Annotated in this window: 12 protein-coding genes; 5 read left to right on the forward strand and 7 right to left on the reverse strand. The window is 67.2% G+C overall.

Translation table 11 applies throughout. The features are described from left to right. Positions 1-444: 444 nt before the first annotated feature. Positions 445-750, forward strand: a complete 306-nt coding sequence (locus FGM06_RS05065) for a GYD domain-containing protein (RefSeq protein WP_144798052.1) — start codon at positions 445-447, stop codon at positions 748-750. Between the two features lie 172 nt (positions 751-922). Here FGM06_RS05065 and FGM06_RS15980 read toward each other — a convergent pair whose 3' ends face one another. Next, positions 923-1582, reverse strand: coding sequence for a DUF7344 domain-containing protein (locus tag FGM06_RS15980; protein WP_186310969.1), 660 nt, complete (start codon positions 1580-1582; stop codon positions 923-925). A 975-nt stretch (positions 1583-2557) separates the two neighbouring features. Between FGM06_RS15980 and FGM06_RS15985 the strand changes: the two genes are divergently transcribed. Beyond that, complete coding sequence (locus tag FGM06_RS15985; RefSeq protein ID WP_186310970.1) at positions 2558-3040, forward strand: hypothetical protein; 483 nt, start codon at positions 2558-2560, stop codon at positions 3038-3040. A gap of 206 nt (positions 3041-3246) precedes the next feature. Here the strand turns inward: FGM06_RS15985 and FGM06_RS05080 are convergent, their stop codons facing one another. Both FGM06_RS05080 and FGM06_RS05085 read right to left on the reverse strand, forming a co-directional pair. Then, on the reverse strand, positions 3247-4368 hold the full coding sequence (locus tag FGM06_RS05080) for a hybrid sensor histidine kinase/response regulator (RefSeq protein WP_144798053.1): 1122 nt from the start codon (positions 4366-4368) through the stop codon (positions 3247-3249). A gap of 27 nt (positions 4369-4395) precedes the next feature. Next, positions 4396-5280 carry a winged helix-turn-helix transcriptional regulator gene (locus FGM06_RS05085; RefSeq protein WP_241662528.1) on the reverse strand — a complete coding sequence of 295 codons (885 nt, stop codon included), beginning with the start codon at positions 5278-5280 and terminating at the stop codon, positions 4396-4398. Between the two features lie 382 nt (positions 5281-5662). On the opposite strand from FGM06_RS05085, the gene FGM06_RS05090 reads away from it, so the two are divergent. Together FGM06_RS05090 and FGM06_RS16190 are read left to right on the forward strand one after the other, a co-directional pair. Then, positions 5663-6481 carry a M99 family carboxypeptidase catalytic domain-containing protein gene (locus FGM06_RS05090; RefSeq protein ID WP_144798054.1) on the forward strand — a complete coding sequence of 273 codons (819 nt, stop codon included), beginning with the start codon at positions 5663-5665 and terminating at the stop codon, positions 6479-6481. Continuing rightward, complete coding sequence (locus FGM06_RS16190) at positions 6478-6897, forward strand: hypothetical protein (RefSeq protein ID WP_206668667.1); 420 nt, start codon at positions 6478-6480, stop codon at positions 6895-6897. The genes FGM06_RS05090 and FGM06_RS16190 overlap by 4 nt, the downstream gene beginning before the upstream one ends. Positions 6898-6922: 25 nt before the next feature. Here FGM06_RS16190 and FGM06_RS05100 read toward each other — a convergent pair whose 3' ends face one another. Together FGM06_RS05100 and FGM06_RS05105 are read right to left on the reverse strand one after the other, a co-directional pair. Beyond that, entirely contained in the window at positions 6923-7924 is a 1002-nt protein-coding gene (locus FGM06_RS05100) for a cytochrome d ubiquinol oxidase subunit II (protein ID WP_144798055.1), read from the reverse strand. After that, positions 7917-9365, reverse strand: a complete 1449-nt coding sequence (locus tag FGM06_RS05105) for a cytochrome ubiquinol oxidase subunit I (protein ID WP_144798056.1) — start codon at positions 9363-9365, stop codon at positions 7917-7919. The genes FGM06_RS05100 and FGM06_RS05105 overlap by 8 nt, the downstream gene beginning before the upstream one ends. 882 nt (positions 9366-10247) lie before the next feature. Here FGM06_RS05105 and ppc point away from each other — a divergent pair. Then, positions 10248-12950 carry a phosphoenolpyruvate carboxylase gene (ppc, locus tag FGM06_RS05110; protein WP_144798057.1) on the forward strand — a complete coding sequence of 901 codons (2703 nt, stop codon included), beginning with the start codon at positions 10248-10250 and terminating at the stop codon, positions 12948-12950. A gap of 285 nt (positions 12951-13235) precedes the next feature. Here the strand turns inward: ppc and FGM06_RS05115 are convergent, their stop codons facing one another. Continuing rightward, positions 13236-13691 (reverse strand): 30S ribosomal protein S19e, encoded by a 456-nt coding sequence (locus FGM06_RS05115; protein WP_144798058.1) that lies wholly within the window; start codon positions 13689-13691, stop codon positions 13236-13238. A 134-nt stretch (positions 13692-13825) separates the two neighbouring features. After that, a complete protein-coding gene (hmgB, locus tag FGM06_RS05120; protein ID WP_144798059.1) occupies positions 13826-15169 on the reverse strand; it encodes a hydroxymethylglutaryl-CoA synthase in 1344 nt (447 codons plus the stop codon). Between the last annotated feature and the right edge of the window lie 72 nt (positions 15170-15241).

The raw sequence follows: 15241 nt of genomic DNA on the forward strand, positions 1-15241 counted from the left end.
TACGGCTCGACCGACGACGGAACCGACCGCCGTCCGCGGATCGTCACTGAACGCGCCCGGAGAGACGCGGGATGCCGGGAACACCGGAGGGGGGGCAGAGACGAGAACGGAGGCGACGTCGCCTCCGAGTGAATCGCGGACCTCGTTCGTTTCGGAACGTCCCATCTGGGCGGGAATCGTCTCCCGTTCGTATTATTATGACTCACCTCAGGCGGCCGTGGGCGACTCGGGAGGCGGCCCGGCGGTCGGTTACGTCTGACGTAACGGCCCGGAGTTCCGCGGACGGGACATCGGGGGCCCGAACGCGTCGGACCCCGATCTGGCGCTCGGCGCTCCGGGACGCGGCCGCGACGCGAGAGCGGCGGATGCGGTCGTCCGGGTCGGGACGACCGTCGGCGAATTAACAAACTCATAACTTACTCTCGGGACCGTCGAGATGGGGTGATGCCACAGCAGAACGAGTTCACGGAGTACGCGCTCCTCGCGGACATCCGGACGGCGGACGTGCAGAACCCCCAGGAGCTCGCCGCGATCTGGGGACCGATACGGAAGGAGTGTACGGAGGCCGGTGCCGAGGTCACGGACTCGTACGCGGTCCTCGGCGAACACGACTTCCTCGTCCTGCTGGACGCACCGAGCCGGGACGTCTGTTTCAAGGCCTCGCTGATCATGGAGCGGCACGGCCTCGACGTCCAGTCGATGGAGGTGGTCCCGACCGAGGCGTTCGGCAAGCTCGTCGAGGACCTCTGAGTCGGGGCGGCGACCGGCCCCGGACTACCGCATCGGATACCGCCGTTCGACCCTCTCCGTGTCAGATCGCTCCCGAAACAAAGAGTCGTCGTCGCTCGGCGGGTGTCGGTCGCCGTTCGGTTCTCGACGGGCGTCGGTCGCCGTTCGGTTCTCGGCGGGTGTCGGTCGCCGTTCAGTTCTCGGCGGGCGACGGCACGAGTGCGGAGCGGTACGTGTACGCCGTCGCGGCGACGAACATCGCGAGCACGCCCGTCGCGACGGCGATCCCCGAGGGGAAGGTCATCAGCACGCCGACCCAGCCGGCGGCCACCGCGAGCGCGGCGCCGCCCGCGGCCCCGAGGACCGTCTTGTGCCGCTCGCTTTCCTCCGCGGACGCGGACCCCCCCTCCGGTGGACTCTCTCCGGGCGGTTCCAGGTTCAAGTACCGCTGGACCCGATCGAGCCGGGGTCGGGGCTCGACGTAGCCGCGCGGTTTGTTGTAGTCGATGAGCCCCAAGCTGTCCAGCTTCGGCAGGTGGGACTGATACAGCGCGATGTACACGCGCTGGCGCTGGTCCGAGTGCAGCTTCTGTACCGTCGTGTCGTTCTCCCACGCGGCGATCTGTACGGCCATGTCGCGCATCTCGACGACGTCATCGTCGACGTCGTCCAGGTAGCGGAGGACGTTTCGCCGTCGCTCGTTCTGTAAGACGTGGAACACGTCGTCCAGTTCGAGCGATTCGGCGTCGGAGTCAGCCTTCTCGATACCCGGAAGCGACTCGGCGGACACGTCGCCGGCCTCCGGTTCCGATCCCGTCGGTTCGTCTCCTTCGGATTTGGATGCTGCTTGCATCTGTGGCTCACCCTCGAGTGGACGCAACCATCCACAGATAGATAAATGGGAGATACAATTTCGGGTGATTACACCATATTTCTCACCCTTTCACCGAGTTTCAGTCAACTCGGTATGGTTGCGTCTCTGATTCGTCTCGCGAACGCATACGCGAAGAGACGTTGGTGAGACCGGACGAGGCCGCTCCGTCTCGTGGTTTCACCGTGACAGTCAGAGGAGACGCCATTACAGTAGTATCGGTGTAATCCCACGGCGGATCGCTCGGTTTGGATCGACCTAAGAGCACGAGCGTCGGCTCGCGTCCCGGACCGGTGAGAGACCGGTCATAGACTCTCGGACGGGATCGAACTCGCGTCGCGTGCGGGCTCCACGCGCGCCGGGACCCGTGCGAACCGACGCTCGCCCCGTCGAGGCGCGCGTCGCGAAGCGAACCGAGACCGCCGGCCCTCGGCGTCGTACACGTTGTCGCCGTTGAGAACGGCGAACCGACCGGACACGCGATCGGCCGCGGCTCGCCGTCGGGCGTGCCCGGCCTCCGGTGGACCGACCCGAGCGGCCCTCTGACGGCTCTGTGGAGACCGAGCGCTCGACGGGGGACTGTGCCTGCGGACGTCCGGACGGGATCCGGCTGTGGCGCATCTGTACGAGGAACCGAGGCGACCACCGATATATATCTCTGACAACGCGCGTGTGACTCGTTCGGTTACCTCGCGGTAAGACGAGGGAAACAGCGCCCGTGCGGCCGGCCGCCGACGTACGGCAACGCTAATTGGGGCGACGCCCGCGACGCGTCGTTCGGAAGCACTGACGCCCCGTGACTCTCTCGTCGTTCTCTGAGTATCGACCGTTTCAATCGTCGTATCACGCAGTTACACCGGGTTTCACGGCGCCATTTCGGATTAACAGTTCGGTTATTCCCTTATCTGGCTCGTAGCAATGTGGACGGAGCACGGAGGGTTCGATGGGGTACAACCCATGGTACGCAAAGAGCTCGACCGCCGGAAGTTCGTTAGCATCGTCGGTGCGGCCGGAATAATCGGTCTCGCCGGCTGTTCAGACGAGCCGGAAGGGCCTTCGAACGGGACGGGAAGCGGCTCCGATGGCGGCACCGGAACCGACGGAACAGATGGCGGTACCGGAACCGACGGGACTGACGGTGGCACCGGAACCGACGGGACTGACGGTGGCACCGGAACCGACGGGACTGACGGTGGCACCGATGACGGAACTGACGGTGGTACCGACGGGACTGACGGCGGTACCGAGGACGGAACTGACGGTGGCACCGACGGGACCGACGGTGGCACCGATGACGGAACAGATGGCGGTACCGACGGAACCGACGGCGAGACGGGCAACGAAACGGACAGCGAAGCGGGCAACGAAACCGACGGCGAGACGGGCAACGAAACGGACAGCGAAGCGGGCAACGAAACCGACGGCGAGACGAGCGGGTAACCGACGCGACGGCGTGGACCCGCCTGGAACCCTCGGTATTTTTCGAAGAATCGAGCTCGCTTCTCGTAGACGGATGTGAATTCAGCGACCTCGTCACGTCTCCGCCGATAGCGGGTCGGATACCCCCACGCCGCCACCGATCGGAGAGCAACCTCGTCGACGGAGAGTCAGATCGCGGCGGGCCCCTCGATACGCCTCGGGCCCGTTCACACGGCCCCGGACGAGTCCGTGGTCCGCCGCAGCGAAACGAGGAACACCGTTCCCTCGGGGTCGTTGTCCTCGATGGATATCTCGCCGCCGAACTGCGTGACGAGTCGGTGGGCGAGCGTCAGCCCCACGCCGAGCCCGGTGCTTTCGGCCCCCTTCGTGTTTTCGGCGAAGACGGCCTCGCGATGGTGTTTCGGGATCCCCGTCCCGTTGTCGGCGACCCTGATCGTGACGGTGTCGCCGTCGGCCACCGCGTCGACGTGAACGGTCGGCGTCTCCTTGTCGTTGTACAGCACCCCGTTGTTGATCAGGTTCGCGACGACCGACGAGAGCAGCTTGTTCGCCTTGACGGACGTCTCGGGGACGGACCCGAGCGTCACCTCCGCGCCCCCGTACAGGCGGGTCGCCTTCTCGACTTCGTCCCTGAGGATCTCCTCGAGGTCCACGTCGCCGAGCGAGTCCCGATCGTCGGCCATCGCGTCCAGGGCCTCGCCGATCATGTCCGTCAGCTCGAGGACGTGGGTGCCCGACTGTCTGATCTCCTCGAGGATCGACTGTCCGCGCGGGTCGACGTGGTCGGTCAGCTCCGAAGCCCGACCGAGGATGAGGCTGACGTCGTTTCGAACGTCGTGACGGGTGAGACGGTTCAGGATCGCGAGCTGGTTCGTGCGTCTCCTGAGCGTCCGTTCCGTCTTCTTCCGTTTGATGGCGTACTGGACGGTCAGAAGCACCATCTCGGGCGTCAGCTCCCCTTTCACCAGATAATCCTGCGCCCCCCTCGCGACCGCTTCCCCGCCGAGTCGCTGTTCGGGCATCCCCGTCAAGACCACGATCGGAACGTTCGGGTCGACGTCGACGACGGCGTCGACCGTTTCGGCGCCTTCGCTGTCGGGAAGCTGGAGGTCGAGGAGGACGACGTCGTACGTCCCCTCGCGGAGGCGTGCCGTTCCCCCGTCGACGGTCTCCTCGTGGGTGAACTCGACGCTCTCGAAGCCGCTCCTGTCGAGTATGCGTTCGAAAAGCCCCGTCCGCTTCGCCGTTTTGTACTGCTCCCGGAGGATCCGCGCGTCCGCGGAATTGTCCTCGATCAGCAGCACGGACATAACCGTTTCGTCAGTCATACGTTGTTGTGAGACGGTGAAACCGCGTCATGAGTCGCCGTCCGGCTCCAGGGCCGTGACCAGCTGGTCCGGGCCGTCGTGCCCCTCGGCCGGATCGTCGATCTCCGACTCGAGCGTCGCCAGCCGGGCGAGCAGCTGTTCGTATCGGTCGTCGCGCGCCAGCTCTACCGCCGCGAACTTGCTTTCGAGCAGCGCGCGCTTCGCGTTCAACACCAGATACTCCTGCGTCCGGTCGTCGTAGGAGTCCCTCGTCAACACGTCCGTGACCAGCTGCGTGAGCTGTTCTTTCGTCCCCGGTTTCGTGAGGTACGCGTCGAAGGGCATGTCGAGGATGTCCAAGTCGGGGATGATCGCGGTGAGCATGATCACCCGCGTGTCGAACCCCCAGTCGCGTATCTGTTCGAGGACCTCCTCCCCGGGCATCCCCGGCATCCGTCGGTCGAGCAGCACGACGTCGACGTCTTCGGACAGCTTCGAGAGGGCGCTCTCTCCGTGATACGCCCGCACGACCTCGTACTCCTCCTCGAGCCAGCCGGCGTACATGTTCACGAGACGCGGGTCGTCGTCGACGAGGAGGACGGTCGGATCGGGGTCGAGGTACCGTTCCCCCCACGCGGCCAGCGAGGAGAGGATCGACTGCAGATCTCGCCCGTCGTCGGTCAGGGCGTACTCGACCCGCTTCGGGGATTCGCTCACGACGGTCCTGTCGAGGAGCCCGTTGTCGACCAACTCCTCGAGGCTCTCGGTGAGCACCTTCGAGGAGATCCCGTCGAGGCGCTCTTGGAGCTCGCTGAACCGTAACGGCCCGTCGGCGAACAGCCGCTGGACGATGACCGGGTGCCACTTCTTGGAGATGACGTTCATCGCCACCGTGAGCCGCTCGACGTCCCGTTCGGTTCCGTCTCCCGTCACGCCGGGTGATTCCCCCGTAACCGGTCTTATTATACGGATGATAAACGGCCGACCATCCGCCCTCTCCGGGAGGATCTCCGGCCTCGCCGCTCGGAACGGGATTACCGGTTCGACGTGTTCGCCACGGGATACGCGCTCGGGCGTTCGGTCTTCCTCGCGGTTCCGCCCCTCGCCGGCGTCGTCGCGGTCGCGAGGAGCGCGGACCGCTCCGCGGCGGGAAACGGCTTCGCGGTCGGATACGCGTCTCACCTGCTCGGCGATCTGCTACCGGTGAGCGTTCGGAGCGGCGAACTCGTCGTCGATCCCCTCCTCTGGCCGTTCGGATCCGCCGCGCCGGGGTTACCATCGCCGTAATAACGTGTCTGTGGATCGTGAACCGGACATGAAACGACGGGCCGTCCTCGCCGCGGGCGCGACGGTAGCGGGCTCCGTGATGGCCGGCGCGACGCTCGGCGCGACGGCCGGCGGCGATCCCGGGCCGCGCCAGCCGTCGCCGGCGGCGGAGACGACGATCGAGACGGGAGCGCTGCGCCCGGGGACGAGACGGGAGACCCCCTACTTCGAGGTCGGCTCCGGCGACGACGGGCCGACGGCGGTCGTCGTCGGCGGGGTCCACGGAAACGAGGTGAGCGGCTACCGGGCCGCGGAACGGATCGCGGAGTGGCAGGTGACGGACGGGTCCGTCGTCGTCGTGCCGTGGGCGAACGTCGTCGCCGTTCGCCGGAACGAGCGCGAAGGTCCGGACGGCGACCTCAACCGACAGTTCTCGATCGGCGGGGAGCCCGAGACGCCGCTCGCGCGGAGCCTCTGGGAACTCGTCGCCGCCGCGGACCCGGACGTCGTCGTCGACCTCCACCGGTCGCGGGGCATCTACGGGACGCACGGTCGGTGGGTCGGGCAGGCGCTGTTTCCGACCGCGGCCGGCGACGCGACGAGCGACGCGGACGCCGTCGCCGACCGCGTGAACGAGGCGGCGGTCCCGGCGTCGATGTGGGCTCACCGGTTCCGGCGCGGTAACACGCTGAGGGGGACGTCTCCCATGTTGATTCACAAGGTGAGCGCGGACCTCGACACCGCCGGCGTGCTCGTCGAGCTCACGGAGTTCTACCTCGACGTCGACACGCAGGTCCGGTGGACGGAGCTGATCGCCGAGCGGTTGCTGTCCCGGCACGGTATCGAACGACGGGGGTCGGCGTTATGACGACTGCAGGCGACGACGTGACGAGCGAGAGCGACGGAGGGCCGGGAGCGGACCGTGACGACGCGATTGCGGACCGTGACGACACGTTCGCGGACCGGGGCGGCACGATGGCTGACCGCGACGCGTGGTGGGTCGCCGTCGCGGGACCCGGCGTGGTGTGCCTCTTTTCACTGCTCACGGTGCCCCCGGTCCTCGGGACGCTCGACGCGCGGTTGCACTCACCGCTCGCCGTGCCGGGATACGCGCTGTTCGTCGCGCTCACGGTCGTCGGGGAGCGCGTCGTCCCCCAGTTCCTGTTCCGGCTCTACTGGCCTCCGTTCCTCCTCTGCAGTTACGGGGTCGCCGTCGCGGGGGCCGGCGTCGGTCGCGCCTGCCTGCGCGGCTTGGACCGGCTCCACGGCGCCGCCCGCGAGTGAGACCGCGGTGCGCGACGCGACGGGGTTACCCCCCGTACCCCTCGGCGTCGACCGGGCCGCTGAACACGCCGTAGAGGTACTTGAAATACCACAGCACCAGCAGCAGGACGGGGAACCCGAGGACGGTCACGAGATTCAGCGCCAGCGGCGAAACGACTGCCGCCCTGACGGTCAGCCCGGTCGGCGGGTAGATCGTCGGGTACAGCAAGAGCGCGAGCAGCACGCTCAACAGCGCGGGGAGCGCCAGCGCGCTCGCCAGCCAGGCGCGGTACCGGCCGCGTCTGGCCAGAACGATCCCTCCCAGCCCCGCGGCGATCGAGAGAGCGACGACCGCCGCCGCGGGCAGCGAGAGGACCGTCTCGGCGGCACCGGCCGCGTCGGTCGCGACGGCGGACGCCAGCAGCGCGACCGTCCCGACGAGGTACGCCAGCGTCGCGGCGACGCCGTACCGGCGCAGGTCCGACGCCAGGTCCGGTTCGCTTTTCGCCGCGAGGAACGCCGCTCCCGTGGCGACCGAGACCGCGGTCAGGCAGACGCCGGTGAGGAGCGCCGGAAGCGACAGCGTCGCCGCGTCGAACGCCCAGCGACCCGCGAGCACCCCGAACAGCAGCGGTGCGAGTGCGCTGCCGCCGACGAAGGAGTAGTCGCAGTACCGCTTCCACCGCTCGTCGTCGCGCTGTTCGCGGAGCTCCGGACCGACCCCGCGGAACAGCAGCGCGAACACGAACCCAAACACGAGCAGGTAGTGATCCGCAAACAGGCTGGAGTACACCCGGGGGAACGCCGCCAGCAGCATCGTCCCGAAGGCGATCAGCCACACCTCGTTGGCGTCCCAGACCGGACCGAACGCCGACAGGAACGTCTCTCGCTCGTGTTCGGTCGTCCGGGTCGCGTACAGCATCCCGATCCCGAAGTCGAACCCGTCGAGGACGACGTACGTCCCCAGCGCGAACACGACGGCGCCGAACCAGATCTCCGGCAGCGAGGAGACGAGATAGGCGTCGACGGGCAGCAACGACTCAGTCATCGCCGCTCACCTCGGGGAGCGGGCCGCGCCAACTGTCGTCGACCGACTCGTCTGCGCCGAGCGTCCGGAGTTCGTCTCGGACCAACCATTTCAGGACGTACAGCGCCGTTACCACCAGCCCGACGTAGACCCCGACGAACCCGATCAGCGATAGGGTCGCCTCCGCCCCGGTCAGCGTCGGGGAGACCGCCTCACTGGTTCTGAGCTCCCCCTGAATGACCCACGGCTGGCGACCGATCTCGGTGACGTACCACCCCGTGAGCAGGGCGGCGTATCCGAGCGGCGACGCCGCGACCATCGTTTTCAGATAGCGGTCGCTGTCGGAGAGCCGCCCGTCGTAGGTGAGATAGCCGCCCCACAGCGCCAGCGCGATGAACAGGAAGCCGAGCCCGACCATCACGCGGAACGACCAGAACACGAGGGCGACGGGCGGGTTCTCCTCGTACTCGTTCAACCCGATCACCTCGGCGTCGAAGTCGCCCCCGCTGGCGAGGAACGACCCGACTCGTGGCAGGCTCACCGTAACGAGGTTCTCGGCGCGGGGATCGTTGAGCGCGTCGACGTCTCTCGGGAACGCGAGCAGATGTAAGTCGGCTTCGTCCGTCTCGTAGTGGGCTTCCATGGCCGCGAACTTCTGCGGCTGGGTGTCTTGGACGTGGCGGGCGTAGGCGTCGCCGTGGACGGCCTGCATCGGCGCGGTGACGAGGAGGATCACCACGGCGAGCTTCAACGCGGTGTTCCACGCCTCCGTCTCGCGGGACTTCCAGACGATGTACGCCGAGACGCCCGCGACCAACAGCGCGACCGCGATCACCGACGCGTTGATCATGTGGACGTACATCCAGGGCATTCGCGGGCTGAGGAACGCGGCGCTCGGGTCGGTGAGCCGGGCGACCTCCATCCCGTCGCGGGCGACCATCTCGTATCCCCTCGGCGTCTGCATCCACGCGTTGACGATCAGGATCCAGAACCCCGACAGCCACGCGCCGACGCCGACGAGCACCGACGAGAGGACGTAGGTTCGATCCCGGACGCGCTCTCGTCCGTACAGCAGCACGCCGAGGAAGACGGCCTCGAGGAAGAAGGCCATCTTCGCCTCGAAGGCCAGCGGACCGCCGATGAGCTCGCCGGCCACCGCCGAGAACTGCGGGAAGTTCGTCCCGAACTGAAAGCTCATCGGGATCCCGGTGACCGTCCCCATGACGAAGCCGACGGCGAACACCGTCACCCAGAACGAGCGCAGTCGCGCGAACCGCTCGTCGTCCGTTCGCACGTCCTTCCAGGTGAAGTAGATGATAAACGGCGCGAGACCGATCGAGAGAGACGCGAAGAGGATGTGAACGGAGATCGTCCAACCGAACTGTGCACGGCTCGCGAGCTCCGGGGAGAGGAGCGCGACCCACCCCGGATCGACGCCGCTGAATAGCGTGCTCGGCGACATTGCGCCTCTTTTGGCTCGGAGCACTAAAGAAGATTAACCCGACTCCCCGTTTCGAGGACCGCACTGCAACAACTTATCAGTGTCAAGCCGTAGCTCTGAATGGACACCGTCCGGGTTACGGTCGACCGACGAGGCGACGGGATTTCCGCGTATCCGGCCTCGAATCGACAGCCTCGCCGGCGGCTGCGACTGAGTCACGAGAGCTCCCGCGGAGCGAGAGGGTCGTGCGGGACCTCGCGGAGCGAGAGGAGACCGTGCGCACGGGCTACCGAGGCCCGGTATCCGTCCGCGCGCGACAAGTATCACTTTCTTATACAGTCACTTCTCAGTACGAATCCGGTGTTGAACGCGGTCGTCCGACGGCTCGTAGTCGGGCCCGAAGAGGCGACCTACAGCCCGCAGACGGAAGCGATCCGCATCACGTCGTACCCGAGAAAACCGCGAGTCGGAACGTCGATCGGCGCGATCGTCCGGACGCGCCCGTCGATCTGTGATCGATGAACCGTCTCCAACTGGCCTCTTGACGTCGATATCGCTGTCTCCCACGGAACCGGTTCACCGAGCTCCGCGCGAAACGGGGGCCGGACGTCGCGACCTCCCTCGCGATGGGGAGCCACGGGCCCACGCCGCCGTCACGGGCTCCGATCCCGACGCGAAACGGGCGGAAGTCGGAACGGCGATGAACGTGTTATCAAACGGTAAAAACGAGAAACGTACCGCTTCGCGAGTACGTTCGAAACGGAGATTCGATCTCCTCGATCGGTGAGACGGACGAGCGATCGCCTCCCGCGACGCACGATCGATCGGGATATTCACTCGGAACCGAGGCAAACATTCGTTCGGACATCGCTTTTAACCCGCCGCGACGGGTGTGACTGTGTCATGGAGTTGCACAATCGAGACGTGCGGACGGACGTCAGGGAGCTCGGCGCGCTCGTGGGCGACGTCCTCGCCGCGCAGGCCTCCACGGAGGCGTACGAGACGGTGGAAGACCTACGGAACGCGGCGATCCGGTACCGCCGCGGCGACGCGGAGAGCCGCGACCGGCTCCAGGAGACCGTCGGCGACCTCTCGTCGAACCGCGAGGAGATCGTCGCCCGCGCGTTCACCACCTACTTCGAGCTGATCAACCTCGCCGAGGAGCGCGAGCGCGTCCGCGCCATCCGGAACGCGGACGACGAGGGCGCCCTCCACGACTCCTTCGAGGCGACGATCGCGGAGTTCGCCGAGCAGGGCGTCGGGCCGGACGAGCTGCGCGAGCTGTTGGAGGACGTGCTCATCGAGCCGACGTTCACCGCCCACCCGACCGAGGCCCGCCGGGCGACGGTGAAGGCGAAGCTGCGGTCGATCGCCAACCACCTGGAGGAGCTCGACGAGCGCAACCTAACCGAGCGCGAGCGCAACGCGATCTGGCGCGACGTCACCGCCGAGGTGACGAGCCTCTGGGGCACCCGACAGGTGCGCCAGCGCCGCCCGGAGCCGGAAGACGAGGCGCGAAACGTCGGCTGGTACTTAGAGAACACCCTCTTCGACGTCGTCGGCGACGCCTACGAGGAGTTCGAGGAGACCATCTCCGGCGAGTACGACGACGTCGACTGCCCGAAGCTGTTCGAGTTCCGCTCGTGGGCCGGGTCGGACCGCGACGGCAACCCGTTCGTCACGCCCGAGGTCACCGACGAGACGCTCGAGCGCCAGCGGGCGGTCGCCATCGAGAAGTACCGCGACCGGTGTAAGCGGCTCTCGGCCGTGTTGAGCCAGGACGGCGAGCGGTACGCGATCGACGACCGACTCACGGAGTCGCTCGCGGCCGACGCCGAGCGCTTCCCGACCGTCGTCGAGGAGGCGCGGGAGCGCTACCCCGACGAGCCGTACCGTCAGAAGCTCCGGCTGATGCGCGAGCGGCTCGACCGCGTGGACGACGTGCGCCCCGGCGAGTACCCCGACGGCGACGCGTTCCTCGCCGACCTCGACGTGATCGCCGAGTCGCTCCGGGCCGACGGCCAGGACGCCGTCCGCGAGTCGTTCGTCGAACCGCTCCGCCGACAGGTGGACACGTTCGGGTTCACGCTCGCGTCGCTCGACCTCCGCGACCACCGCGAGAACCACACCGAGGCCGTCGCCGAGGCGGTCGCGAGCGAGGGCGTCGACTACCGCGAGATGGACGAGGAGTCGCGCGAGGAGTTCCTCACCCGGGCCATCCTCCAGGACGACCCCGTCGTCGACGCCGACGACCCGGGCGACGTCTCCGACACGACCGAGCGCGTGCTGGAGCGGTTCAGCGAGCTCGCCGAGTGGCAGGAGGAGTACGGCCAGCAGGCGATCGACACCTACTGCATCTCGATGACCGAGGAGCCGAGCCACGTGCTCGAGGTGCTCTTTTTGGCCGACCAGGTCGGCGCGGTATCGCTGCCGGACCACTGCGGGCTCGACGTCGTCCCGCTGCTGGAGACCGAGTCCGCGCTCAACGGCGCCGAGCGCATCCTCGGGACGCTGTTCGACAACGAGGCGTACGCGACCGCGCTGGCGGTGCGCGGCGACGTGCAGGAAGTAATGTTAGGCTACTCCGACTCCAACAAGGAGAACGGCTTCCTCGCCGCGAACTGGGACCTCTACGAGAACCAGCGCCGGATCGCGCGGTTCTGCCGCGAGGAGGACGTCACTCTCCGGCTGTTCCACGGCCGCGGCGGCTCCATCTCGCGCGGCGGCGGCCCGATGAACGAGGCGCTGCTCGCGCTGCCGAACGAGACCGTCACCGGACAGGTGAAGTTCACCGAGCAGGGCGAGGCGATCGCCGAGAAGTACGCCAACCCCCGGATAGCCGAGCGCGAGCTGGAGCAGATGCTCGACGCGCAGATCCGCGCCCGCCACGAGACCCACGAGGAGCCCACCGAGCGCGTCCCCGACGCGTGGGTCGACGCGATGGAGACGATGGCGCCCGCCGCCCGCGAGACGTACCGCGACCTCCTGAACACCGATGGGTTCGTCGACTACTTCGGGCAGGCGACGCCCATCTCCGTTGTCGAGGACCTCAACCTCGGCTCGCGGCCCGCCTCCCGCTCCGGCGAGCGCACCGTCGAGGACCTGCGCGCCATCCCGTGGGTGTTCTCGTGGACTCAGACGCGGCTCATCCTCCCCGGCTGGTACTCGCTCGCCTCCGGCATCGACGCTTACCTCGACGAGGTCGGCGAGGACGAGGGGCTCGAAACGCTCCGCGAGATGTACGAGGAGTGGCCGTTCTTCCGCACCACCCTCGACAACGCCGGGCTCGCGCTCGCCCGGACGGAGCCGGAGATCGCCGCCGAGTACGCCGACCTCGCCGACGACGAGCTCCGCGACCGCTTCTTCCCCGAGCTGATCGGGGAGTACGAGCGCGGCCGCGAACTCGTCCTCTCGATTAGCGGCCGCGACGGGCTCCTCCGACGCGAGTGGCTCGAAGAGAGCCTCGACCGACGGAATCCCTACGTCGACCCGCTGAACCTGCTGCAGGCGAACCTGCTCGGACGCACCCACCGCACCGAGGAGGAGGAGCGCACGCTCCGGCTCACGGTCAACGGCATCGCCGCCGGGATGAAGAACACCGGATAGCGCGTCGCCGACGCGTCCGACTAGCTTTCCACCCTTTTTGTCAGTTCAGTCCGATAGCCGCCGCTTCGGCGAACAGGTCGCGACGACTCCGAGAAGATAATCTCGCCGATGGGTAGACATTTCGTATAGCGTTATTCAATATACACCTCGAATGCGCGGAGAACAGCATCGAGCGTCGACACGCGGTTGCGGGCGCTCTACGGCCGGAAATAGAGGCCTGAACGGCGAGTGTACGCGAGAGCCGCCGCTCGCCGGACGGGCGGAACGAGAAAAGCGAACGGCGATCTACGCGTAGCGTTCGAGTTCCGGGTGGTCGAGGTCCTCGAAGACGTCGGCGGCGACCTCGGAGAGGAACGCCTCGCCCTCGTCGGAGACGCGGCGGCCCTCGCCGGCGGCGGTCGTGACGAGCCCTTCCTCTTCGAGGGCCTGGAGCGACGAGCGGATCAGCTTGCGGGAGCCGGCGGAGTGGCGGCCCGGTCGGACGATGTACCGGTTCGAGCCGCGCTTCTTCGAACCGTACTCGGTGGCGAGCCGCTCGATGCCGATCGGCTCGTTCTGGGCGACCTTCCGGAGGAGGCTCGCGGATCGCACGTACCAGAAGTCCTCCTGTTCCGGCGGGAGCTCCTTGCCGGAGCCGCTCTTGGCGAACTCGACCCAGTCGGGCTCGTCGATCCGGTCCTCGAGTCGCGCGGCGACCTCCTCGATGAGGGCGTCCGCCGGCACGTCGTAGATGGTTACCATTGAGGTGAATTTCAGCCTAACGTCGTTTAAACCCATCGTATTCGAGAGGCGTCGTGTGACCCGTTTTCACGGGTAGCGGAGCCACAGAGAGGGGATCGAGAAGCCTGATCTCGCCGCCGACCGCGGACGAACGGCTACTCGACGTACTCGTACTTGCGCTCGTTCATCCGGCCCCAGCCGGTGAAGACGAACTCCCCGTCCGGCTGCGTGAACTCCTCGATCTCGCGTTCGACGTCCATGTCGTACTCGTGGACGTCGTGGACGTCCTCGTACTCGTCCCACGAGAGGTCGTAGCGGGCCGCGAGCTGGTCGTCGATGTCGAGCCCCTCGATCTCCTCGCGCCATCCCTCGCGGATCGTCTCCGCGTGGATCTCCGCCTGCGCGCCGGAGCCGTACGACGCGACGAGCAGCGTCTCGTCGACGAACGACGTATCGCGCGTCAGGGCGTCGCGCAGCGCGCTGACGCGGGCGATGTGGACCGAGCTCGTGTACCAGTTGCCGACCTCCCGGGAGAGCCCCAGCGTCGGCTCCACGGCGGTGTCGTACCACGTCTGGTACTGCTCCGTCGTCTTCAGCTCGTCCATGTAGTCGCTGATCGCCTCCTCGTACGCCTCGCGGTCCGCGAAGTCGCCCTCGCGGGGCTGGCGGCCGATCTCTTCGGCGAGCTCGTCCTCGTACTCCGTGTCGCGGATGACGTGCCGGTACGCGAGCAGGGCCGCCTTCCGGACCATCCCCGGGAACGGCGTGTGGAACGGGGCGTACGCGAAGTCGTCGAGCTCGATGTCGTCGGTGACTGACTCGTAGTCTTCCAGCGCCTCCCGCATCCGGGCGAGGTACACCTGCACGGAGCGTTTCCCGTCGACGCTCGGGAACTGCTGGTTCGGCTTCAGGAAGTCCGTCTCGTCCTTCGATCCGTACCCCTGATCGGTCGAGAGCGCGACGATGGAGGGGTCCTCGTCGATCAGCATCGCGACGGCGCCGGCGCCCTGCGTCGCCTCGCCGGGGTCGCCGCGGGCGTACAGCGCGGTGTCAGTCGTGATGACGAGCGCGGGCCGGTCACGGTTCCGGCCGGCGCGGATCCAGTTGTACGCGTCGTCTATCGCCTGCGTCCCCGCCAGACAGGCGAACTTGCGCTCGCCCTTGTTGGCGTGGGTGAAGTCGCCGTCGTACACCTGCTCCAGACAACCCGCGATGTACGTCGACACCGGCTTCGAGTGGTCGAACGCCGACTCGGTGGCGACGTCGATCCGGCCGATGTCCGCGGGTTCGAGCCCCTTGCGGTCCATCAAGCCCTTCGCGGCGTTCGCGCCCATCGTGACGATGTCCTCGTAGACGTCCGGGAACGAGGAGTTGTTGAGCCCGAGCCCCTTCGTGTACTTCTCCGGGTCGTCGCCCTTCTCCGGCGCGAACGTGCCCGGCAAGTCGAGCTTGAGCTTTCCGGTCCAGATCTCGACGGCGTCGATGCCGACTTCGGTCATACACGGTCGTTCATTGGGCCGGCATTTGGCTTTGTCGATGGGTGTTTACGTCGATTGTGGAAATAACTGTGT

The sequence above is a fragment of the Halorubrum depositum genome, assembly GCF_007671725.1.
Lineage (GTDB): Archaea > Halobacteriota > Halobacteria > Halobacteriales > Haloferacaceae > Halorubrum > Halorubrum depositum.